Origin of the sequence: Sphingobacterium sp. JUb20 (assembly GCF_004342035.1) — a bacterium.
Lineage (GTDB): Bacteria > Bacteroidota > Bacteroidia > Sphingobacteriales > Sphingobacteriaceae > Sphingobacterium > Sphingobacterium anhuiense.
Genome location: NZ_SLYV01000005.1, coordinates 149,672 through 171,610, shown reverse-complemented (window position 1 = coordinate 171,610; position 21,939 = coordinate 149,672). Strand labels below are relative to the sequence as shown.

The following is a 21,939-nucleotide window of genomic DNA, read 5'->3' as shown; positions in this document are numbered from 1 at the left end:
ATAGCATATCAAAAAGGATCGACATACCATCGATCCTTTTTTGATTTAATCACATCTCTTTTCTTACCCTCGAATCTATCCAAAAAAGATCATGCATAGGCAAAAGATCTTGTGGCGTTATGCGATTGTAAATTAACTGGTCAGTATCATCAGAAATGTTCCATCTATAATCATCCCCCTGAGCAGCTAATACTTTTAAAATAGCATCTTCATCACAGACCCAAATATCCGATTCTATTACTGCGACATTGTGCATCATAAACCAGTTATGTGCTTGAGTAGAATCAAGACAGATTAAAGATCGGGTCAAAGACTCCAAATCTTTCATTCCTACAGCAGCATGTTCTGGGTAATGTAATTGAAGGTAATCCAGATACATGCTATGATCCCCAGTATGTAGGGCATAATTGCGGATAATCAATCTTTGCGGGTCGAATGAAAAATCATAGACTTCCGGATTGGCTACAAATTGATAATATTGATTATAGATGTGAAGCCGTTGATTAAGTCTTAAGTAATGATCATCTTCAATAAATACTTCCCCATCAAGCTGTTCATCTTCCACATTTAATAAAGCGTCTTCAATAACAAGCACAGCCGGTTCCTGAAAACTCAATACCTTTGTTTTACCATCTAGTTGCAGCAGGTAATCCCATACATTGGGTACACTAATCGGATACCAAGTAGGATTCTCATCATCAATCCTGTTCTTAGATGTTAAAATATTGTACCCTTTAGACTGCAGGTCTAACAGGATGGATCTGGTCAGAGTAGCAAACTGCATAACGTGATCTTTAGGCGGTTCAACTTAATTTATTTAACACACAAACACTAACCATTGCAGATCAGTTGTTTATGACTAAACACTTAAATAACAAAGTTGTTTTACCTAGATATATTGTTCAACAAATGAAGATCCGAATCGAATCTATCCCATAAATAAACCCATTCGTCACATATAATTTGACAACTGATAAAAGGTTGATATTCTTGTATTGTCAATTAATAAAAGAATATATGAAAACGAAATTAATAATGGTATTTCTCGTATATGTAATTATCCTAAATCATCTTCATGCGACTGCGCAAAATCATAAGAATCTAGATCGTGATTACGTAAAAAAGGATAGTATCTTATGGAATGAATATGAAAAACGTATGGATAGTATTGTTAGAAATATTGCTGATAGACAAAAAAGAAAAGTAGACCTTATTGCTAATCTAGATGAAACAAATCGTAAAAACAAAGAATTAGCGATTTCGTTCAAGAATAGTATTGGTGGAATAGAACGTATATTTATGACCCGAGCACAGTTTTCAAAAACTGAACTCAAAAATGTTTTAGAAAGCACCTCCTTAAGAGTAAGAAAAACTTCAGCATTTAAAGCAATTCAAGACCATCTTAAAATTGATCAGATAAAAATCGGAGATTTATGGCCAGAGCATCTGATGATAGTCGATACGGCAAATTTACCTATAAGATTACAAAAGAATATCACAAATATCATTATCTATAATGGATCAGGAATGAGTGACTGCATGGGAGAATCCAATAGATCTGAATTGAACAAACTGGCTAAAGATGCACAATTCTCTAGCCGGGCTAAGATTTATCTATTTTACAATACAGAAAATATAAATACATTGAAAAACATTAATGCTAAATTTAACGATCATTTGGCATATACCAGTGACCTGACTGGTGATTATAGCAAATTTAAAATAGCAATGGGAAGCCAGGCAATTCCAACTGTTTATATCTTTAATTCAGATGGCAAGCTAGAAGCTATTCAACTTGGTGTTGAAGATATAATCACGAAGTGGCAAAATAAATAACCTTAAAATCAAAAAAAAATGAATCTGCGAAGAATTGAATTTATCATACTAACAAGTATATATCTATTTTTAATGCTCTTGATATATACACGAACCGCTAACGAACAAAGCCATGCAATGGTCTATCAAATCATCGGTCTTACCATCTTTTTGACCACAATATCCTTTATTTGTTATCTACGGCCCTACCTGTTTGGTAGAGGTAAAACAGATTGGGGAATTGGTGCTACAATACTACTTTTCATACTGTCATGGTCCACACTTACATGGTGCTATTCCAATATTAACATCAACCATAATTCATGGAAAGATAATTTTTTTGATTCACCTTCTTTTCCTATTTCATTGTTTACTTTCATAACTTTATTTGCCTATGAAGGTATAAAAACTTTGTTTTATTACTTCTCTCATAAAAAAGAAACTCTTATTAGAAAAATAGCAAAAGAGGCATTTATAGTAGTTATCTCAGGAGCTCTACTAACCTTTATATCTTTTGGCCTTTCCAGTTATTTAGCTTATCTGACTTTAGCAATTCCTTATGGATACTGCCTATATGCTCTACAGCAATATTTGCTACTAGAACATTTAGAATCCGGCAAATTAAACCGCTCACTGTATACCATATTTACCATCATCAGCGCTATTTTAACCTATATCCCTTTTGCCTCCATAATCAAGATAGCTTCAGGAGCGAGATTGCACAATGAGATTATTCTCACAGGTGTATTAATAAGTATTATGATCATTCCATTGACCTACATCCTATATTTCAATCAGCGTAAGCAATCTAGACAACTTGTTAATCTTCGCAATGAACTTGGGCAGACTGAATCAGATCTCAAACTTTTACAATCTCAGATTAATCCCCATTTCCTTTTTAATGTAATGAATACGATATATGGGATTGCCCTTCAGGAAAATGCAGAGCGGACTGCTGAAGGCATACAAAAATTAGGAGATATGATGCGCTTTATGTTACACGAAAATCAACAAGATTCGATACTATTGGCTAGAGAAATAGAATATCTAAAAGAATACATCGATCTACAAACATTAAGAACCGCGCCAGTGGAAATGATTAAGATTACTTATGAGATTCCTGAAGTACTCGAATCGCATGCTATTGCCCCTATGCTCTTAATTCCATTTATAGAGAATGCTTTTAAGCATGGTATAAGTCTTAACAAGCCGTCATGGATCCGTATTCATTTAAATATACACAAAGACGTATTAAAACTGAGTGTTTACAACAGCATTCATAGATTGAACGAACGCGATCCCGAAAGCAACAAATCTGGGTTAGGCTTAGATAATGTCAAACATCGATTAAATTTACTATACCAAGGCAACTATGAATTGCATATTGAAGAAACTCCAATTGAATTTTTTACATTTCTGACTTTGAAAATTGGAAAAAGTAGTACGCACGCTTATTCCTAAGGTCTTTTTATGTATATTAACTTTAAATCGATTATAATATAAATATGATAACAGCTATTGCAATAGATGACGAACCAATTGCATTGGATATTGTCGATCGCTATGCACAGAAAGTCCCTTATATTACTTTGGAAGCAAAATTTTCAAATGCATTTGATGCTTTAGAATACTTGAGGAGAAAACAAATTGATCTTTTGTTTCTCGATGTAAAGATGCCTGATATTTCAGGCATCGATTTTTTCAATAGCCTAAGTAAAAAACCGATGTTAATATTCACAACAGCGTACTCAGAACATGCCGTAACAGGGTTTGAACTAGAAGCAATTGACTATTTACTAAAACCATTTTCATTTCCCAGATTTTTAAAAGCCTGTAATAAAGCAAACGAACAAAAACAACCAGTTTCTACTGTAAATCATATCTTTGTTAAAGATGGAATTAATATGGTGCGGATTGATTTTGATCAAATTTTATTCGTAGAAGCAACAGGCAATTATATAAAATACATCTTAAGAGGTAAAAGTATTTTAGTTCGTATGACCGTAAAAGAAGCGCTAGAATTATTGCCAACACATCAGTTCTTACAAGTACACAGGTCATATATCATCAATCTAAAGCTGGTTGAAAAAGTCGAAAGACATCTTGTTTTGATCGCTGATCATATAATTCCAATAAGTAGCTCCTATATCAGTGATCTCAAAGAAAAATTAAAAGGCAATGTTAACATTAAATTATAAATTTCTCGATAATTCATTTATATGGGTCTAAAGTGAGTACTTCAGGATTGTAGTAAATAAATATTACCATTATATCACTAAATAATACAATTAATTTATAAATTTGTCATATTGAAGAATTTGAAGACTCATATTGGTATAATCTTATTATTCTGTCTTGGCTTTTTATTGTTGCCAAGTACGGGCTATTCCTGTGAAAAGGATAGTACTAAAAAGCAACATACTTCAACTGCGCACGAAAAGCACTCCACCCATTCAAAAACAATTAATACCTGTTCAGATAATACTTCTAAAAAAGCTGATCACGGAGACTGCAACCATAGCAAGTGCGATCATGTAACATGTAGATGCCTCTCTTCTTCTTGTTCTGTTTTCTTAACTATTCCATTTGATATAAATCTGAAAGAATTTTCTTTTGTTGCCAAACAAAAATTCGGATTTCAACAAAATATTTATTATTCGGAATTTTCAAACATCTGGTTACCTCCCAAAATAGGTTAAAAAGGGCCCTTAATGCCCAAAGTACGTCTTATCAAAAGCTATAATCAGCTTTTGAAAATCCTTAATTTATTTTATTTTAATTATTAAAATCATGAAATCTATATCAAAAATATTGGTAGTAATCACTGTATTATTATCATCTATAAATACATATGCCCAAATTAATAATACAAAAACTGAAACCGTCAATATCTATGGAGAATGTGACATGTGTAAAAAAACCATTGAAAAAGCAGGAAATAGCAAAAATGTCGCTCAGGTAGAATGGAATGTTGATACAAAAAAAGCTATAATCAGTTATGATACTCAAAAAACGAGTAGAGAAGAAATCTTAAAGCGTATTGCCTTAGCAGGTTATGACAGCGAAGATTTTCTAGCTCCTGCGGATGTATATATAAAGCTTCCTGAATGTTGCCAATATACAAGAGAATTAAAGACTGGCACCAAAACTGATGCCGTGCTGCTGAAAGATCATAATGAGATGTCCAATCATGCAACGCATGAGGCAACCACAAAAAGCAAAAATCCATTGCAGGCAGTTGTTGATAGCTATTTTTCGGTCAAAGATGCTTTAATAAAGACTGACGCGACAGCTACCTCCACCCAAGCAACTGTCTTACTTTCGACTGTTAAAGCAGTAGATATGAATACACTATCTTCTAAAGAACATGATGTATGGATGAAAGGAATCAGTGACTTAACTGCTCATGTAGAAAGTATTTCCAAATCTAAATCCGTTCCAAAACAACGTGAATTATTTGCAAATGTTTCCAAAACAATTTATGATCTAGCAAAAGTATCTAAATTGGAGAGTCCTATTTACTACCAGCACTGTCCGATGTTTAACGCAGGAAAAGGTGCACATTGGTTGAGTAAAGATAGTGACATCAAAAACCCATACTTTGGTTCTAAAATGTTGACTTGTGGTAGCACAGTGGAAACGTTGAATTAATAAATACAGTTCTAAAATAAGATAAACAACGTATATCATATTCTTATATGCTATATGTAACTATTAAATGCAGAAAAAACAAAAATACTTATTCACTGGTTAAAACATCAGGAATAACTTCCACTAAAAAATAAATAAACAATGTATATAGCTAAGCATGTATCTATAAAAGCATTACAGACATTGATTATGCTCATTTGTGCAACAACTGCGTTTGCACAAAAAGTTGTCAAATATGACCTGTATGTTCGAGATACCATTGTCAATTTTACAGGGAAACAAAAACGGGCAATTTCGGTTAACGGACAAATTCCTATGCCCACTCTTACATTTACAGAAGGTGATACTGCCGAAATTGTGGTGCATAACCAACTAAAAGAAAATACATCTTTACACTGGCACGGCATATTTTTGCCTAATAAAGAGGATGGAGTACCCCATCTTACCCAAGAACCGATAAAACCCAATACAACATATACCTATCGCTTTCCTATTATCCAACATGGTACACATTGGTATCACTCCCATTCGGGTTTACAGGAACAGATCGGTATGTACGGCAGTCTCATCTTGAAAAAAAGAAGTGATGATAAAACTTTCAGAAAAGGAATTGATGATTTACCTACTATACCAATTATATTGAGTGAATGGACAGACCTAAATCCGGATAACATACATAGAATGCTGCATAATGCGAATGATTGGGCCGCCATCAAAAAAGGTGCTACCCAATCTTATGCCGAGGCTATTAAAGAAGGTCACTTTAAAACTAAAGTCAAAAATGAATGGAAACGTATGATGGCTATGGATGTAAGTGATGTGTACTACGATAAGGTTTTAATGAACGGGAACGAGTTCTCCAATCTAGAAAAAATAGATAATAAGACTTTGAAAGCAGGAGACAAAGTTCGTCTTCGCATATCAAATGGTGGTGCATCATCCTATTTTTGGCTTCGTTATGCAGGAGGTAAAATAACCGTTGTAGCCAATGATGGTAACGATGTAGAGCCTGTACAAGTAGACCGATTAATGATTGCAGTATCTGAAACCTACGATATAGTACTCACAATCCCTAATGAAGGCATTTCGTATGAATTCATGGCGACGACAGAAGATAGAACAAAATCAACAAGCTACTTTGTAGGAAACGGAAAAAAACAGCTCATATCTCCCCTGCCTAGACTTAAATATTTTGAAGGCATGAAGATGATGAATGACATGATGAAAATGAACGGGGATCTGGATGATATGGGCATGAAAATGAGCCTAAACCAAATGGATATGAACGTAGTCATGTATCCTGAAATATCTGGTGATAAGACAAAAAAAGAAGATCATAGTCAACATGGTTCACATAAAATGACCGAGGATAAAGATCGATATAATGCCAATGCTATAGGAGATATTGTAACGCTAAATTATGCCATGCTCAAATCTCCTTATAATACTACACTCCCAAAAGATGCACCGGTAAGAGATCTTAAATTTACCCTAACCGGAAATATGAACAGATATGTCTGGAGTATGGACAATAAAGTGCTGGCTGAAAGTGATAAAATTCCTGTAAAGAAAGGTGAAGTATTACGCATCACACTATACAATAACTCCATGATGAGACACCCAATACATCTACATGGGTTTGATTTTAGAGTACTTAATGGTAAAAAAGAAAATGCACCTCTTAAAAATGTTATTGATATCATGCCAATGGAAGTCGACACTATTGAATTTTTAGCTAACGAAGAGGGAGACTGGTTTTTTCATTGCCATATTTTATACCACATGATGGCGGGTATGAACAGGGTTTTTGAAGTTGGAGATTATAAAAACCCCTTACTTCCAAATAAAGAAAAGGCCTATAAAGCCTTACAGAAAGAAAGTAATATGGCCCACTTCATGGCGCAGAATGATTTCGCAACAAATGGTAATGACGGTAGTGCTATGATTCAAAATGCAAGATGGTCATTAGGAACAGAGTGGAGATTAGGCTACAACGATATGCATGGATATGAAGTAGAGACCCATCTTGGAAGATACATCGGAAAAATGCAATGGTTGATGCCATTTGTAGGTTTCGATTGGAGATATAGGAGAATGGGCGAAGATGAGCATGAAAAAAACATCTTTGGTCAAGTTAATAAAAAAGATGTCAGAAGAGCTGTCAGTGCCGGATTTATGTATACACTTCCGATGCTTGTAAATTTTCAAGCTGAAGTTTATCATGACGGAATAGTACGCCTACAATTGATGAGAGAAGACATTCCTATTTCACCCAGATTAAGAGGAGGTTTTATGGTTAACACAGATCTAGAATATATGGTTGACCTTACGTATGTGATCAATAAAAATATGGGTATACGTACGCATTATGATAGTGATATGGGCTGGGGATTCGGATTATCATTAAACTATTAAGACTGATATATTTCTCTTAATGTGTTGTATCGTTAATAAGGAAATAAGAAAATAAGAAACAACTGAACGCACAGATAAAGGGTCTATTTTTTCATTAGACCCTTTTTGTTAAAGATTTATATTTACTTTCTAATGTATGAAATGACAGCAACTTGAATTTTTGTTTTAGAAAAGAACATAAACTCGCGGAGATGGTGTCGAAAAACTTTTTAAGGGATCAGTTTGTTCCTCTAATAGTTGTATTTCTAAAAAGTAAATTATGTATACAGATACTGTAACCGCAGGAATTTTAATAGATTTGATTCAGATTAACAACGACAGAATCGAAGGCTATACCTTAGCATTAGAAAACCTAAAAACAAATCGTGATAATGACTTACGTTCACTATTCGAAGATTATATCCAAGAAACCATCCTGTTCAACTCCGAGCTTGCTCCATTTACCGTTGTCGATGGCGAAGCTCCAACAATTCCCCCGCGCATCTCCGGTAAATTGCATCGCTTCTGGTTAGATCTGAAAGCAACATTAAGTGGTCATGATCGTAAACAGATTCTCGAAGAATGTGAACGTGGTGAAGACGCAAGTAAAAAAGAGTATGAAAAGGCTTTAAAAGAAGCCCCAGATCTTCCTATAGCTATCGTCACTATGATTCGAAATCATGCAGAAAAGCAAAAAAAGGCACACGATCAGATTCGCACCCTCAGAGATGAAGCAGATTAAGCGTTGCATTAGATAAAACGAACAAAGCTTCTTTAAGTCTATTAATGACCTACGGTATCTGTAGGATTCTCCCGATCAAGATTATTGAGGGGAAGACCTGATTTACCATCCTTAACATCAACAGTTGAGTCCCCCACTCTACTGCGATGCAGATTATCAAGAGGAAGCCCTTTTAATTGCTGATGAACTGTATCTAGCGTATTATTTAGATCGGAATTATTTTTCATATTCTCGCCACAAGACGAAAAGAAAACGGCATTCATAATCAGTATTAAAGCAATATTTAAATTTCTCATTTTCATTTATATATTTAATGTACATCAGCATTTAAATAAATAGCGCGATTGATAATAATATTACCTATTTTTCTCCAAGCCTTTTCAAAAGCGTTGCTTCATCCGTCAAATCTAATCGCAATGGCGTAATAGATACCATATCATGCTCCACAGCCCATCTGTCTGTACCTTCATCAGCTGGCTCTAGTGGAGATACCGTAAACCAATAGTGCTTTCGTCCCAATGGGTCCGTTCCGGGTATAATTGTACCATCATATAATCGCACAGACTGTCTCGTCCAGATGATTTCTGTTGGCTTTTCAGGAAAATTAACGTTATAAAGAGCCAATTCCTTATCCGCCAACAGAAGCGCCAATGTTTTCTCTACAAAGGGTTCTAGCGCTTCAAAGTCAGGTTCTGTTTTTCCCACGGGTGTACTCAGTGCGATACCTTTAATACCAAACAAGACGGCCTGTTTGGCGGCCGCCAAAGTTCCCGAATGCCACATCGAATTACCTAGATTAGGTCCCATATTAATTCCTGATAAAACCACATCAACATCATTCCATAAATGTATGCCCATGGCAACGCAGTCTGCTGGAGTTCCGTTTACGCGATAAGCCTCCACATCTTCAAATACAATCGGAGATTTTTTATAACTCAATGGTCTAGAATGTGTGACTGCATGTCCCATCGAAGACTGCTCAACATCTGGTGCCACTAATTTTACCTGTCCAAATTTCCGAGCCACTTTTGCTAGAGATGCAATACCTGGACTATAAATACCGTCGTCATTTGTTATTAAAATTCTCATAGTTTCTATCGTTTCTGCAAATAAATATTTTATATAAATAACAACAAATGGATAAGCTAAATGTTGTTATATAAATTAAATCTATGGAACAAGCAATCTTATTACACAATCCGGGCGCAGGCGATGAGGATCATTTAAAATCTGATTTAATAACATTAATTGAACAGGAAGGTTATGCTTGTGTATACTTTTCGGTAAAAAATGGAGATCAATGGATTCATCAAATTGATCAAGCAGATTTTGCTATAATAGCCGGTGGCGATGGAACCGTAAGAGGAGTCGTTAAGGAATTGGTGAAAAGAAATTCACTTGAAAAGAAAATCCCTATCACCATATTACCGATGGGGACTGCTAATAATCTGTCCATAGCATTGGGGATTGACAGTACCAAAAAAAATCTAGATCATATCAAAAACTGGAAAAACAGTAAGCGACAGCGTTTTGATGTAGGGGTGATTAAAAATGCTGATACGACAGATTTCTTCTTAGAGGGCGCTGGATATGGTGTTTTTCCACACCTAATCCAGAAAATGGAATCCGTTGATAAAAGTAAAGTTGACACCGCAAAAGATGAACTAAAATTAGCTTTAGAAGTCCTGCATGAAATTATTACGACTGCTAAAGCTGAAAAATTTTGGATAAAAGCCGATGATAAAATCTACGAAGGCAAATGCTTGTTACTTGAAATTATGAACATTCAATCCGTGGGTCCTAATCTAATATTATCACCAGAAGCGGTGACAGATGATGGTCTTTTCAATGTCGTATATGTAGATGAGGCACAAAGATCAGATTTCGCTGCTTTTATTAAGAAAAGATTAAACGGAGAAGAAGTTACATTTGACTATAAAAAATTTGAAGCTAAACAGCTTACCATTGATTGTGAGAGTACCTACATGCATATAGATGACGAACTGGTACTGCCGCTCAAGAATGTTGCAATATTGGAAGTAAGAGAAAACGTCCTTGAGTTTCTTGTTCCGCAATCATAGATAAACATTTATATTAGAGCCCTTTACAACTCGCAGGAGATAAAAATTAATGAACGATAAATAAATGTTTTAAAAAATATAGAGTTGAACTAAAAAAGGATCCTGAACAAGCAGGATCCTTTTTTAGTTCATATTGAATAAGCCATTCATTTAAACATTTAAATCTGATTTCGATAAGTTCAACATAGATTTAACAGCATTTTCAAGATCATCCAAGTTAAATGGCTTCTCGAGATAACTGTCTGCACCCGCTTCTTCTGCTAAGAGCTGAATATCATTATTAGCAGATACGTATATAACAGGAATATGATTGAAATCTGGGTGCTGTTTAACAAGTTGAGTAGCTTTGATGCCACCAATCTCAGGAATCCAGTTATCCATTAAAATAACATCAGGTTTAACAGCCGTTACTTTTTCAATAATATCATGTGATGTCTCAGATGTAGCCACCTGATATCCATAATTTTCTAAAATAATGGTGCAAACTTCCAAGATGTTCACATCATCATCAAAGAGCAATATAGTCTTATCTTTCATCGTAAATCAAAGTATGGGAAAACGTTAATAAGGCGCTAATATAATAAAAAACTAATGCAAGATTAGTTGCGTCAAATACGCAATTGATTGATATAAGACGCAATTTCGGTCGGTTTTAATACCTGGTCTACCTCCATAGCCAATAGGGCTTGCTTAGGCATATAATCTATTTCTGCTGTCTCTGGATCTTGCACCAAAATAGTTCCACCATATTTTTTAATTTCTTTCAATCCATTTACGCCATCAGCGTTTGCTCCCGATAATAGCACTGCAACCGCATGTTCCTTAAAGGTTTCTGCAGCTGATCGAAATGTAATATCGATAGAAGGACGTGAAAAATTTAATTTTTCTGAAAAGTCTAAGGATACCTGAGTTTGATTTTCAAACAGCATATGATAGTCAGGTGGAACGATATAAATACTCCCTGGCAAAATAGTCATCTTATCCTCCACCTCCATAACCGGCAATTTACTGCTATTAGCTAATAATTTATTGAGTACAGATCCAGGGTAAGATTTACGGTGCAAAATGATAACAATAGGAAATGATAAACCCATATCAAGTTGAGGCAATACCTCTAGTAATACTTTGATACTTCCTGCTGAACCTCCGATTACGAATATTGAATCACCCATTTAAAACGAGAATTATGATGAACGTGTTTTCCTCCAGATTCGTTCATCGTTAATTTGTTTATATTTTTTCTCCAAATTAGAAAAACGAATAGTTTCCTTAGACCCCAATGCCAGATATCCTAGCGTATCTAAGCTTTCATCAAATAAATCAAAAACACTGTTCTGTAAATCCTTGTCAAAATAAATCAGCACATTCCGGCAAAGGATTAGCTGAAATGCATTGAAAGAGGTATCCGATACTAGATTATGTGTCGAAAAGATCATTTTATCTTTTAAATCACCGTTAAACTTTACAGAATCATAATTAGCGGCATAATATTTAGAAAAATCCTCTAAACCTCCAGATTGTATATAATTCTCCGAATATTGTTGCATTTGGCTGATGGGAAACATCCCACTGCTTGCCCGTTCTAAGACTCCTGGATTAATATCTGTCGCATAAATCAATGATTTATGATACAAATTAGCCTCCTTGAGCAAAATTGCAATTGAATAGGCTTCCTCTCCAGTAGAACACCCCGCTACCCAAATCCGTATAAAAGGATAGGTACCTAATCGGGGAAAAACATCTTCGCGTAAAGCCTTATAAAAATTTGGATCACGAAACATTTCGGTGACGTTGACGGTAATTTCCTCAACAAAACGTTGCAGGTATTCGGGATCACTTATTACCCGATATCTCAGTTCTGCAAAGCTTGTAAATTTATCGATCAGACACAGTCGATTTAACCGTCTTTTCAATGAAGCTTTACTATATTGTGTAAAATCATAACCATACCGTTCTGCCACATCTGTCAAAAGCAACTCGATATCCTCATTTTTTATAATACTCGGTTCCCACATCTAACTATTCTGTTCAATTATACCTATTAATAGATCTAAATCTATTGGTTTTGGCACATAAGCACGAGCACCAGCATCCAAACACTTCTCACGATCTCCCTGCATAGCTTGAGCTGTTACTGCAATCACGGGAACATGACCATAAGTTTCAGATGCCCCAATCACCTGAATAGCTTCATAACCATCCATATCGGGCATCATCATATCCATTAAAACAATCTCAATATCGCTATTATTAGCCAATAATTCAAAGCCTTCTTGGGCACTATTACAGGAAAGTGACTGATATCCTCGCGACTTTAAAGCCAATCGCAATGCGAAGATGTTGCGATTATCATCATCGATAATCAATACTAACTTAGCTTTCTTCATCACCTATTTTATGCTCTTAATTATCATATAACCATACGCGGAGTAAAGATAACAGTTGGTCAGTATCAACCGGCTTAGATATATAATCAGAAGCACCTGCTACAATACACTTTTCCCGATCACCAGTCATTGCTTTTGCCGTAACAGCCATGATTGGTAATTTTGAATATTTCGGATTTTTTCGCATTAGCCTGATCGTCTCATAACCATCCATTTCTGGCATCATCATGTCCATCAGAACGATAGATACATCCGGATTATTTTCTAGCTGTACCAAAGCTTCCTTCCCATTTGTAGCTGATATAACATTCATCTGGTACTTTTCTAATGCTTTTGACAATGAAAATATGTTCCTTACATCATCATCTGCGATCAAAACCTTCTTTCCTGTTAATACTTCACTCAGAGAACCTAGCTTATTCACTTTTCTTTTCTGTGCGTCAGCAGAATTTTCTTCAACTAAGTGAAGAAAAAGTCCTACCTCATCTAAAATTCGCTGGTAAGAATGGGCCGTTTTAATAACAATAGAATCTGCGTATTGTTTAATTTTGACCTCCTCTGCATGTGACAGATTTTTTCCTGTAAAAATAATAATAGGAAGATTTTCCAAACCCTTATTATTTTTGATTGCTTCTAAAGTTTCATAACCAATCTTATCAGGCACCCCCATATCCAAAATCACACAATTGGCGCCATCCGAACTTAATGCTTGAACACTTTCATCAACATTTGTCTTAATTTCGGCAGTAATATTAAAATTGCTCAAAAAATAAGAAAGTGCTGAAGCATGTTTAGGATTCTCTTCAACAATCAGAACCTTTCTTGGGTAACGCGTTAGCGCATCCTCTATTTTTTTAAACATGATCCCGATCTGCTCAACGGCAACAGGTTTATTAATAAAATCTATAGCACCTTTGAGTAGACTCTCTTTTTTGACCTGAAGTGAAGACATGATATGAACAGGTATGTGTCTAGTAAGTGGATTGCTTTTTATTTCATCCATAACCTGCCAGCCATCTTTTATAGGCAACTGAATATCCAACAAAATAGCTAAGGGCAAATAGCGAGCAGCAAATTCTGCAGCAATATCTCCTCTTACCACAACTACCCCTTTATAATTCTGTTTACGTGTATATTTGAGCAAAGCCTTCGCAAATGCAGTATCATCCTCCACAATAAGAATAACTTTATCTCCTTTTACAATATGATCGCGATCATCTTCGACCTCTTCAGGAATAGTATAAACTATATTAGGAGAAACTGCTTCACCAACTATACTCTTCATTTCATCTATATCAGAAGCAATGATATCGATCAATCGCTCAGACGATGGTTTTATTACGTCAGAAGTTTTGCTTTTCGGAATAAATAGTTTGAAGACACTACCCTCTCCTTCTTTACTAGTCAATAAAATCTTACCACCAAGGAGGCGGGCTATCTCCCGGCTGATAGACAGTCCTAGTCCAGTACCGCCAAATTTTCTCCGTGTTGAACCATCTGCTTGCTGAAAGGCTTCAAAGATAATTTTCTGCTTGTCTTCAGCTATGCCAATTCCAGTATCCCTAACCTCAAAAATTAAATTCTCGGGATGATCTTTATCTTCAGAAATTGATAAACTTATCTTACCCTCCGACGTAAATTTAACAGCATTTGATAACAGATTTCTTAAAACCTGATCCAGTCTTAAACGATCGGTCTCTATCGTATCAGAAATATTCGAATCAATAGACACATCAAAAGAAAGTGATTTTTCCTTGATTAATGGTAAAAACAGATTCTGCAAATCATGCGTTATATCTTGTAATTTCACATCTTGATAGTCAAGTTCCATTTTACCAGATTCGATCTTAGAAAGATCTAAGATTTCATCTATTAAACTTAATAAACTTGTTCCTGAACTCTGAATAACTTTTGCTGATTCAATTTGATCTTCATTCAAATTACCGTCCGTATCCTCTGACATCAATCGTGATAAGAGAAGGATAGAATTAAGCGGAGTTCTAAGTTCATGTGACATATTCGCCAAAAATTCCGATTTATATTTTGTGCTCAGCGCTAGCTCTTCAGCTTTCCGCTGTATCTCTAGATTACGCTCGGCGATAAGATGGTTTTTTTCTTCAAGAGATTTTGACCGTTCCTCCAATTCGTGATTGGACTGTACAAGTTCTTCCTGCTGGACTCTCAATTCTTCTTCAGATGATTGTAATTTTTGAGTCTGCGCCTCGAGCTCCGTGTTTAAATTTTCCAATTCAGCATGTTGTGCCTGCAGTTCTTCCGTTTGCGTTTGCGTTTCTTCCAGAAGTTGCTGTACCTGATCACGGCTTTTCGCTGCAGCTATCGCAATCCCTATATTGCGGGTTGCTTCAATGAAATAAGGTAGTTTTACATTTTCTACAGCATTGATCGATCCCAATTCAATAACACCTATACAATGATAATCCGCAAAAACAGGCAATAAAAGCACATTATCGATACGAAATTGACCGCTGGCAAAACTCACGACATAATCACTGTTCGATAGATTTTCAAACCGTTTAACCTTTCCTTCCTTAAAAACCTGACCAATCATACCTTCTCCCGGAGTAAAATATTTTACCATACGGTCTTCTAAACCATATGCATTTTTAAGTACAATGCGATTTTGCTCCCACAGGTAAAATGCACCATTGGTACAATTACCGTAGGTGATAAGTTGATCTAAAGCATCTGATATTAAGATTTGTTCTGTTTTATTTCCAACAAGAGTTTCATTAAGTTGAGCTAACCCTGTTTGTCGCCATTCATTGTTATTTAGGTCATCAAATGATCGTTTTAAAGCATCAGCCATCTGATTCAACGAACCTCCGAGAATACCTAGATCATCTTGCTCCGTATCATTCACATTCACGGTATAGTCTCCTCCTGCAATCTTATTTGCAATCCTTTGCGTAATTTTTAGCCTACGGCTAATTTCTTCATCTTTATCTTTCAGTGATTTTTGTAACTCTTCTCGCTTGATAAAATCTTCCCGAATACGTAGATAAAAAACTATGGTGATCAATAGCGAAACAATAGCCGCAATAACGACAAAAATTGAGGTATAGAACGACGATTTATTAAGTTCATCAGATCTTCTATTGAGTAGAACCTCTTCAGCATCAATAAACCGGGCAATAATAGCACGGCAACTATCCATGTATTGCTTACCCTCTTCCAATTGTGCTAAAGAAACGTCTCCCCCCTGTCTTTTTATGGTAATGAGATTAGCTAAAATCCCAAGCCTTGAGTTTACTAAAGAGGATAGACTATCCGCTACTTGACTTTGTTTAGGATTATCAGTCACAAGTTCCCTTGTCAAGATTAGTGCTTGAGGTAAAGATTTTTGACTATTAATATACGGTTCTAAAAAAGTTTCCTTTCCGGTAAGATGGAACCCCCGCTGACCGGTCTCGGCATTTTGCAAATCATTTAAGATTTTATTTGCTGATGCAATAACGCGCCGACTATGATCAACTTTTGTACGGTTATTGATCTGCTCTTTAATACTTATATAAGATGCAGTAGAACTTGCCAATAACAGAACCAAGGAAAAACCAAAGCCAATCTGTAAATTTCTTAAAAATGGTTTAGACATTTTCTTACTAATTTAAAGGTAGAGTAAAATAAAAAGTAGATCCCTGACCCAATTCACTTTGGATACCTACAGTACCATTATGTTGTTTAATGATCTCCGAACAGATATAAAGGCCTATACCAAGTCCCTGAAATCGCACAGATGATTCTTCTACCCGATAAAATTTACCAAATATATTCTTTTGCTTATGTTCAGGAATACCGATACCATAATCCTTTACACTAACGATTAATTGATCATCCTCTTTTTCTGTACGTACAATGATCCGATCAGTATTTGGCGCATATTTAATGGCATTTGTCAAATAATTGATCAAAACCTGTTCGATACGAACTTCATCACCTAAAAAGAGCTCTTCTATTCGATCACCTTCCCTCTCAATAGTAACGGTATTATTTTCATGGGTTTGATAAATAATATCAATAGCATTGGTTAGTAAGTTTTCAAAATCAAAATTCTTTTTTGTAATCTTCAATTTCCCGTTTTCAATTTTTGAGATGTCCAACAAATCTGTAATAAGTCCGCTAAGTTTGGTGACCTGGCTTTGTACCCTATTGATATATTTGACTGCTGTGACGTCTTTAGCAGTATTAATTGTTCGCTCCAATAGCTGGGCATATGCCTTAATACTTGTTAATGGGGTTTTCAATTCATGACTGGCTATACTTAAAAACTCATCCTTCTTCTTTTCCATCTGTTTTTGATCATCAATATCCGTAAAGGTACCGACCCACTTAACCTGATTATTCTTTTCTTTAATGGGAATGATTCGTAATAAATGAAATCTGAACAGCTCTGCTTTTAATTCTTTAATACGTACTTCAAGCTCTATTGGTGTTTCAGCAATTAATGCTTCTGCCCAAGATACATGTATATCCGGATCATCAGCATGCGTTGCAGGAAATTTATTTGATGTTGCATAGGATAGCCATTTACTGTTCACAAATTCTATTTCACCATCTCCATTTGCCGTAAAAGCCAGCTGTGGCAGTGACTCTAATGTCGAATGCAAATTTTCAACTTGTTCTTTTAACTCCTGCTGCGCTTTTTTTCGCTCCTCAATTTCCAATCGTAGTATCTGCTGCATATCATTCAGAGCCACTGTCTGCTCATATAAACGAGAAAATGTTTTCACTTTCAGCATTAAAATATCTGGATCAATAGGCTTGGTAACATAATCTATACCACCTGATGCATAACCTTTCGTAATAAACTTTTTATCCTTATTGACAGCAGATAAAAAAATAATCGGAACATCCTTAGTTTTATTAAAACCCGATAACGTTTCTGCAACTTCAAAACCATCAATTCCCGGCATCTGAACATCCAAGATAATTAATGCATAATTATTCTTTAAAACCTTTTTTAGTGCCTCTTCTCCAGATAGCGCAGTATCAACTGAAAAATTTTGAGATTCGAGTAATTTCTTAAGTGAATAAATATTCGCTTCTTGATCGTCAACAATTAAAATCATAGCAGTTTAGTTCAATTCGTCTGTAAACAACAATCGTGTAAACACAGGTATTCGAATGATAAAGTTTAAAAATAGTATTTTATTTTTTAATAATGACACCTAGACACAAAGCAAACTATATTGGTCCAAAAATATTACTTTGCAAAAAGCGATATTTTCCAATTTTGAACAATAAAAAGGAATTATTTAAACGATAATTCTATGAGTTACTGACAAATAAAGAGACAACCTCGGTGATAACAGTAATTTATACCTGTTTATCAGAATAAATGCCTGTTTAGATCACCGGATTCGATTCGAATTGAACTTAACAGCGTTTACCCTGTTCTTAATACAAGAAGAATGTACAGAAATATTCCATATCATTCAATAATTCTTGTGGATTTAATTTATACTAAAAAATGAAAATAGCTATTATTGGAACTTACCCACCTAGGCAGTGCGGAATTGCAACGTTTTCACATGATCTATATCACTCCCTGCCACGATCTTTAGCGAATGATCATCACATATTTGCGTTATCTGATGGTTCGGAATATGTGTTTCCTGAAGAAGTAACTTATATCGTAGAGAAAGAAAATTTAGATAGTTATATTCAGGCTGCCGATGTCATCAACAATGCATTTGATGTCTGTATCATCCAACACGAGTACGGAATATTTGGCGGAGAAACAGGGAGCTACATTATTGACTTACTTCAACACTTAAATGTACCCGTTCTTACCAACTTACATACCGTGCTGGAACATCCGCATCATAATGAATACCGTATTCTCCGTGAACTAGCGCAGTATAGCAGTAAAATCACGGTTATGACGAGTCGTGCCATCAATATGCTAGAGACAATATATCAAATTGATCGTAATCAGGTAAGTCTAATACCACACGGTGTTCCAAACTTCGATTGCGACCAAGAGATGGCGAAGAGAAAATTAGGATTTCAAAATAAAAAAGTCATGCTCAGTTTCGGTTTTTTAGGTAAAAGCAAAGGTTTTGAAACAGCGATTCAGGCAGTTTCTGAAATTGAGAATGACGACTTCGTTTATATTATATTAGGTTCAACACATCCAAATGTTTTAAAGCATGAAGGTGACTCGTACAGACATGATTTGATGGATATGGTGATGGCCCTTAATATTGGTCATAAAGTGCAATTTGTCAATCAATTTGCATCCGAAAAACTATTAAAGGAATATTTGAGCGCTTGCGATATTTATGTCACTCCTTACCCAAATGAAAACCAAATCAGCAGTGGAACACTGTCATTTGCACTGGGTGCTGGAGCGGCCTGTATTTCGACTCCATATTGGTATGCTAAAGACCTGTTAGCAGATGACCGTGGGTTATTCTTTCCTTTTAATGATGCACATGCACTTTCGTCAGTTGTCAATGATCTTTTAGATCAACCTGAGAAAATGCACTATTACAGAAACAATGCTTTAGAATATGGAAAACAAATGTCTTGGGCAAATGTAGGAAAGAAACAATTTCAGTTACTGAATGAGCTATGCACAGCACCGAAAGCTTCAACAATTTGTTTCAATGACACTGTTCAGCAAAACAACATTACGAACATATTTCACAGCAATAAAAGACTATCTTCATAATGAAACTACCACAATGATTTGTTTATATGAAAAATAAAGCTCTAAAAACAATAGCAAAAATTCCCAAAGAGAAATCTAATGATTTATCTCAGAACAAAGTGAAAAGCAATACCGGTACACCACCAAAAAAAGACACGAATCCGCTTCCGCCAAATCCAAATGAAGTGGACAATCACGACACGTAGTGCCATGACTATCATGGCACTACATTCCAATTATTGAGCTCAAAAATTTATTCTTTACCTTCAAACTTTTTGTACAGATCATAATCAAATGGAATACGCATCGTCAGATCTTTAGCTTCCCAAATATCGCCTTTTGACGGCTGATAAAAATCATACGCGGGCTTAAGAAAATTATCTCCATCAGGTGCTTCCTGCCAATCTTTCTTATCTCTATTATATAACAAAATCATACAGCTTACACAATTGTAATTGCCATCTGTATTTGGGTTATCGTAACACTTACCAACTTTTATATTGATCTTTTGATTAATAATAACGTCCGTTAATCGGCCATCAGTATGGCGGATCAACGCAGCCTGTGCATCTTCATGATCAGGTCTAATTTTAGCTTCAACAAGACGATCAAAATTTGCTTTTTTAATCTTTTCAAGTTCACTTGCAACAACTTCAGGTGCCACACGGCTCGTATCTAACGAGTAAATATCATCAGGAGAAACTACCGCAGCTACCTCAGTTTGAATATTACCGCTTGTTGGATTATTTGCTAATATTCTTTTATTTTCTTCATAATTTTCCCAATCAGCTTTTGAATAGGTTACATATTGCTGCGCTTTATAGAGCAATGTTTCATTTGGCGTGATATATATAAAATTACTAGCAATAAGCAATACGATTAATACAGCTACTGTTCCTAAAAGAATCATTTTGGTTTTCTTACTTTTCATTTAAATTTATCTTATGTTTTAATTATTTATATTACTGAGGTTTTTACACCTGCAATCGTAGTCTTATCCAATTGATTACAAACAGACCAATAAAACAGATCAGGATATAAAGCTGAATTTTATTTACTTTTCTTGTTCCAAATTTCCAAACACAGATTCTGTCAATCACAATGATGAGCAAAACAGGAATCAGTCCAAAAAAAATGTACATCGCGGCTAACTTATCTGGAGCAGAAACCCCCGTAGCTAATACAATCGCAATTAAAATTCCGATCAAAATCGATAATGCACTTAACGTAAAAAAGATCGTTATTTTATTTTTAAAAAAATCTTTCATTTTTCAATAGCTTTAATAAACAGATTTTCGCAACGTTATTATTATACATAATAAGGCTTAAAAAAAGGTGTTCATTATTTTTTTTTAATTATTCCATTTTCATTTACATCATATTCAATACCTTCTGATACAAGTGTTACGCGACCATTTTCAAAACGACTTGGATAAGAAAAACGAGGTGGGCTAATTATTTTTTGATCAAAATCCATAATTCCCCATTTAGCGGTATTGTTACCATTACCTATAGGAATCAAAACTTGAAACATGATCAAGCCATTCTTGCCCATCATAAATAAATCATCATATTTTACCGGAACAATAACTCGACCAGTGGCATTGATGTAGCCCTTCTTATCATTTTTACTGACTTTTATCAATCCAAATTTTGTATCCATCGAATCGGCCGCATTATTCCCAAAATAGATATCATCAAATTGAGGGTTTACAATTTCAACACCCTCGCTATTGACTATACCATAATTATTAAGGGAATCACTAACGACGAAAAAATCATTTTCCGTCCTAATGCGCATCGTTACACTGCTGTAAATAGGCTGTATAATAACTTTCCCACTCTTATCAATAAGACCCAGACCCAAACTATTTCCATCTTTATCCAACTTACTGAATGTGGCATAAAGATCTTCTCCAAATGAAGAATAAGCATCATAATTGGGATCGCTGTTTTCCCATGTATTATCCTGCACATTATAATGTCCTGGCAATTGCACTATTTTAGATTTTCGCATGTCCTGCTTTTGTATCGTATTATTGGTACAGGCAGATAAAATCGTAAAGAAAAATAATAATAAATAGTTCATTTATATAATTTGAAAATGACACCATTAGCAATCTCGATGATGTTCAATTGTTACTATTACAAAAATACCTTAAACATCGACAATATTGTGATGGGTTTACAATTCGC

Annotated in this window: 21 protein-coding genes; 9 read left to right on the top strand and 12 right to left on the bottom strand. The window is 35.1% G+C overall.

The genetic code is table 11. From position 1 onward, the window contains the following. Positions 1–49: 49 nt before the first annotated feature. Complete coding sequence (locus EDF66_RS10155; RefSeq protein ID WP_132842405.1) at positions 50–784, bottom strand: hypothetical protein; 735 nt, start codon at positions 782–784, stop codon at positions 50–52. 233 nt (positions 785–1,017) lie between these two features. On the opposite strand from EDF66_RS10155, the gene EDF66_RS10150 reads away from it, so the two are divergent. The 6 genes from EDF66_RS10150 to EDF66_RS10125 all read left to right on the top strand — a co-directional run bounded on the left by EDF66_RS10150 (position 1,018) and on the right by EDF66_RS10125 (position 8,602). Further along, positions 1,018–1,836: a hypothetical protein gene (locus EDF66_RS10150; protein WP_132842403.1), complete on the top strand. Its 819-nt coding sequence runs from the start codon at positions 1,018–1,020 to the stop codon at positions 1,834–1,836. A gap of 18 nt (positions 1,837–1,854) precedes the next feature. Next, entirely contained in the window at positions 1,855–3,276 is a 1,422-nt protein-coding gene (locus EDF66_RS10145) for a sensor histidine kinase (RefSeq protein WP_132842402.1), read from the top strand. A gap of 44 nt (positions 3,277–3,320) precedes the next feature. Beyond that, the gene (locus tag EDF66_RS10140; protein WP_132842400.1) at positions 3,321–4,013 is read left to right on the top strand and encodes a LytR/AlgR family response regulator transcription factor; all 693 of its coding nucleotides are present in this window, start codon (positions 3,321–3,323) and stop codon (positions 4,011–4,013) included. Positions 4,014–4,605: 592 nt separating this feature from the next. Then, positions 4,606–5,466 (top strand): DUF3347 domain-containing protein, encoded by an 861-nt coding sequence (locus EDF66_RS10135; RefSeq protein WP_132842398.1) that lies wholly within the window; start codon positions 4,606–4,608, stop codon positions 5,464–5,466. Positions 5,467–5,607: 141 nt separating this feature from the next. Then, positions 5,608–7,881: a multicopper oxidase family protein gene (locus tag EDF66_RS10130; protein ID WP_132842396.1), complete on the top strand. Its 2,274-nt coding sequence runs from the start codon at positions 5,608–5,610 to the stop codon at positions 7,879–7,881. A gap of 259 nt (positions 7,882–8,140) precedes the next feature. Next, positions 8,141–8,602 (top strand): ferritin-like domain-containing protein, encoded by a 462-nt coding sequence (locus EDF66_RS10125; RefSeq protein WP_132773835.1) that lies wholly within the window; start codon positions 8,141–8,143, stop codon positions 8,600–8,602. Positions 8,603–8,643: 41 nt separating this feature from the next. Here the strand turns inward: EDF66_RS10125 and EDF66_RS10120 are convergent, their stop codons facing one another. Beyond that, complete coding sequence (locus tag EDF66_RS10120) at positions 8,644–8,898, bottom strand: hypothetical protein (RefSeq protein WP_132773833.1); 255 nt, start codon at positions 8,896–8,898, stop codon at positions 8,644–8,646. Positions 8,899–8,962: 64 nt separating this feature from the next. Beyond that, positions 8,963–9,691 carry a 5'/3'-nucleotidase SurE gene (surE, locus tag EDF66_RS10115; RefSeq protein ID WP_132773831.1) on the bottom strand — a complete coding sequence of 243 codons (729 nt, stop codon included), beginning with the start codon at positions 9,689–9,691 and terminating at the stop codon, positions 8,963–8,965. A gap of 83 nt (positions 9,692–9,774) precedes the next feature. On the opposite strand from surE, the gene EDF66_RS10110 reads away from it, so the two are divergent. After that, positions 9,775–10,683 carry a diacylglycerol/lipid kinase family protein gene (locus EDF66_RS10110; RefSeq protein ID WP_132842394.1) on the top strand — a complete coding sequence of 303 codons (909 nt, stop codon included), beginning with the start codon at positions 9,775–9,777 and terminating at the stop codon, positions 10,681–10,683. Between the two features lie 150 nt (positions 10,684–10,833). Here the strand turns inward: EDF66_RS10110 and EDF66_RS10105 are convergent, their stop codons facing one another. The 6 genes from EDF66_RS10105 to EDF66_RS10080 all read right to left on the bottom strand — a co-directional run bounded on the left by EDF66_RS10105 (position 10,834) and on the right by EDF66_RS10080 (position 18,157). Continuing rightward, positions 10,834–11,220 (bottom strand): response regulator, encoded by a 387-nt coding sequence (locus EDF66_RS10105; protein ID WP_132842392.1) that lies wholly within the window; start codon positions 11,218–11,220, stop codon positions 10,834–10,836. 71 nt (positions 11,221–11,291) lie between these two features. After that, positions 11,292–11,855, bottom strand: a complete 564-nt coding sequence (locus EDF66_RS10100; RefSeq protein ID WP_132842390.1) for a chemotaxis protein CheB — start codon at positions 11,853–11,855, stop codon at positions 11,292–11,294. Positions 11,856–11,867: 12 nt separating this feature from the next. Further along, positions 11,868–12,698 (bottom strand): CheR family methyltransferase, encoded by an 831-nt coding sequence (locus EDF66_RS10095; RefSeq protein WP_132842389.1) that lies wholly within the window; start codon positions 12,696–12,698, stop codon positions 11,868–11,870. Further along, positions 12,699–13,070: a response regulator gene (locus EDF66_RS10090; protein ID WP_021188095.1), complete on the bottom strand. Its 372-nt coding sequence runs from the start codon at positions 13,068–13,070 to the stop codon at positions 12,699–12,701. A 16-nt stretch (positions 13,071–13,086) separates the two neighbouring features. Next, positions 13,087–16,683, bottom strand: coding sequence for a response regulator (locus EDF66_RS10085; RefSeq protein ID WP_132842387.1), 3,597 nt, complete (start codon positions 16,681–16,683; stop codon positions 13,087–13,089). Between the two features lie 7 nt (positions 16,684–16,690). Then, positions 16,691–18,157, bottom strand: coding sequence for an ATP-binding protein (locus EDF66_RS10080; protein ID WP_132842385.1), 1,467 nt, complete (start codon positions 18,155–18,157; stop codon positions 16,691–16,693). Between the two features lie 401 nt (positions 18,158–18,558). On the opposite strand from EDF66_RS10080, the gene EDF66_RS10075 reads away from it, so the two are divergent. Further along, on the top strand, positions 18,559–19,764 hold the full coding sequence (locus EDF66_RS10075) for a glycosyltransferase family 4 protein (protein ID WP_132842383.1): 1,206 nt from the start codon (positions 18,559–18,561) through the stop codon (positions 19,762–19,764). A 26-nt stretch (positions 19,765–19,790) separates the two neighbouring features. Then, on the top strand, positions 19,791–19,949 hold the full coding sequence (locus tag EDF66_RS26095) for a hypothetical protein (protein ID WP_165902415.1): 159 nt from the start codon (positions 19,791–19,793) through the stop codon (positions 19,947–19,949). 47 nt (positions 19,950–19,996) lie between these two features. Here the strand turns inward: EDF66_RS26095 and EDF66_RS10070 are convergent, their stop codons facing one another. The 3 genes from EDF66_RS10070 to EDF66_RS10060 all read right to left on the bottom strand — a co-directional run bounded on the left by EDF66_RS10070 (position 19,997) and on the right by EDF66_RS10060 (position 21,832). Beyond that, entirely contained in the window at positions 19,997–20,674 is a 678-nt protein-coding gene (locus EDF66_RS10070; RefSeq protein WP_132842381.1) for a hypothetical protein, read from the bottom strand. Between the two features lie 43 nt (positions 20,675–20,717). Next, the gene (locus EDF66_RS10065) at positions 20,718–21,011 is read right to left on the bottom strand and encodes a hypothetical protein (RefSeq protein ID WP_021189955.1); all 294 of its coding nucleotides are present in this window, start codon (positions 21,009–21,011) and stop codon (positions 20,718–20,720) included. Positions 21,012–21,085: 74 nt separating this feature from the next. Further along, positions 21,086–21,832 carry a WG repeat-containing protein gene (locus EDF66_RS10060; RefSeq protein ID WP_132842379.1) on the bottom strand — a complete coding sequence of 249 codons (747 nt, stop codon included), beginning with the start codon at positions 21,830–21,832 and terminating at the stop codon, positions 21,086–21,088. Positions 21,833–21,939: the final 107 nt, after the last annotated feature.

Coding starts and splice junctions, on each gene's coding strand:
- EDF66_RS10155 (WP_132842405.1), bottom strand. CDS start 784: ATGCAGTTTGCTACTCTGACCAGATCCATCCTGTTAGACCTGCAGTCT.
- EDF66_RS10150 (WP_132842403.1), top strand. CDS start 1,018: ATGAAAACGAAATTAATAATGGTATTTCTCGTATATGTAATTATCCTA.
- EDF66_RS10145 (WP_132842402.1), top strand. CDS start 1,855: ATGAATCTGCGAAGAATTGAATTTATCATACTAACAAGTATATATCTA.
- EDF66_RS10140 (WP_132842400.1), top strand. CDS start 3,321: ATGATAACAGCTATTGCAATAGATGACGAACCAATTGCATTGGATATT.
- EDF66_RS10135 (WP_132842398.1), top strand. CDS start 4,606: ATGAAATCTATATCAAAAATATTGGTAGTAATCACTGTATTATTATCA.
- EDF66_RS10130 (WP_132842396.1), top strand. CDS start 5,608: ATGTATATAGCTAAGCATGTATCTATAAAAGCATTACAGACATTGATT.
- EDF66_RS10125 (WP_132773835.1), top strand. CDS start 8,141: ATGTATACAGATACTGTAACCGCAGGAATTTTAATAGATTTGATTCAG.
- EDF66_RS10120 (WP_132773833.1), bottom strand. CDS start 8,898: ATGAGAAATTTAAATATTGCTTTAATACTGATTATGAATGCCGTTTTC.
- surE (WP_132773831.1), bottom strand. CDS start 9,691: ATGAGAATTTTAATAACAAATGACGACGGTATTTATAGTCCAGGTATT.
- EDF66_RS10110 (WP_132842394.1), top strand. CDS start 9,775: ATGGAACAAGCAATCTTATTACACAATCCGGGCGCAGGCGATGAGGAT.
- EDF66_RS10105 (WP_132842392.1), bottom strand. CDS start 11,220: ATGAAAGATAAGACTATATTGCTCTTTGATGATGATGTGAACATCTTG.
- EDF66_RS10100 (WP_132842390.1), bottom strand. CDS start 11,855: ATGGGTGATTCAATATTCGTAATCGGAGGTTCAGCAGGAAGTATCAAA.
- EDF66_RS10095 (WP_132842389.1), bottom strand. CDS start 12,698: ATGTGGGAACCGAGTATTATAAAAAATGAGGATATCGAGTTGCTTTTG.
- EDF66_RS10090 (WP_021188095.1), bottom strand. CDS start 13,070: ATGAAGAAAGCTAAGTTAGTATTGATTATCGATGATGATAATCGCAAC.
- EDF66_RS10085 (WP_132842387.1), bottom strand. CDS start 16,683: ATGTCTAAACCATTTTTAAGAAATTTACAGATTGGCTTTGGTTTTTCC.
- EDF66_RS10080 (WP_132842385.1), bottom strand. CDS start 18,157: ATGATTTTAATTGTTGACGATCAAGAAGCGAATATTTATTCACTTAAG.
- EDF66_RS10075 (WP_132842383.1), top strand. CDS start 18,559: ATGAAAATAGCTATTATTGGAACTTACCCACCTAGGCAGTGCGGAATT.
- EDF66_RS26095 (WP_165902415.1), top strand. CDS start 19,791: ATGAAAAATAAAGCTCTAAAAACAATAGCAAAAATTCCCAAAGAGAAA.
- EDF66_RS10070 (WP_132842381.1), bottom strand. CDS start 20,674: ATGAAAAGTAAGAAAACCAAAATGATTCTTTTAGGAACAGTAGCTGTA.
- EDF66_RS10065 (WP_021189955.1), bottom strand. CDS start 21,011: ATGAAAGATTTTTTTAAAAATAAAATAACGATCTTTTTTACGTTAAGT.
- EDF66_RS10060 (WP_132842379.1), bottom strand. CDS start 21,832: ATGAACTATTTATTATTATTTTTCTTTACGATTTTATCTGCCTGTACC.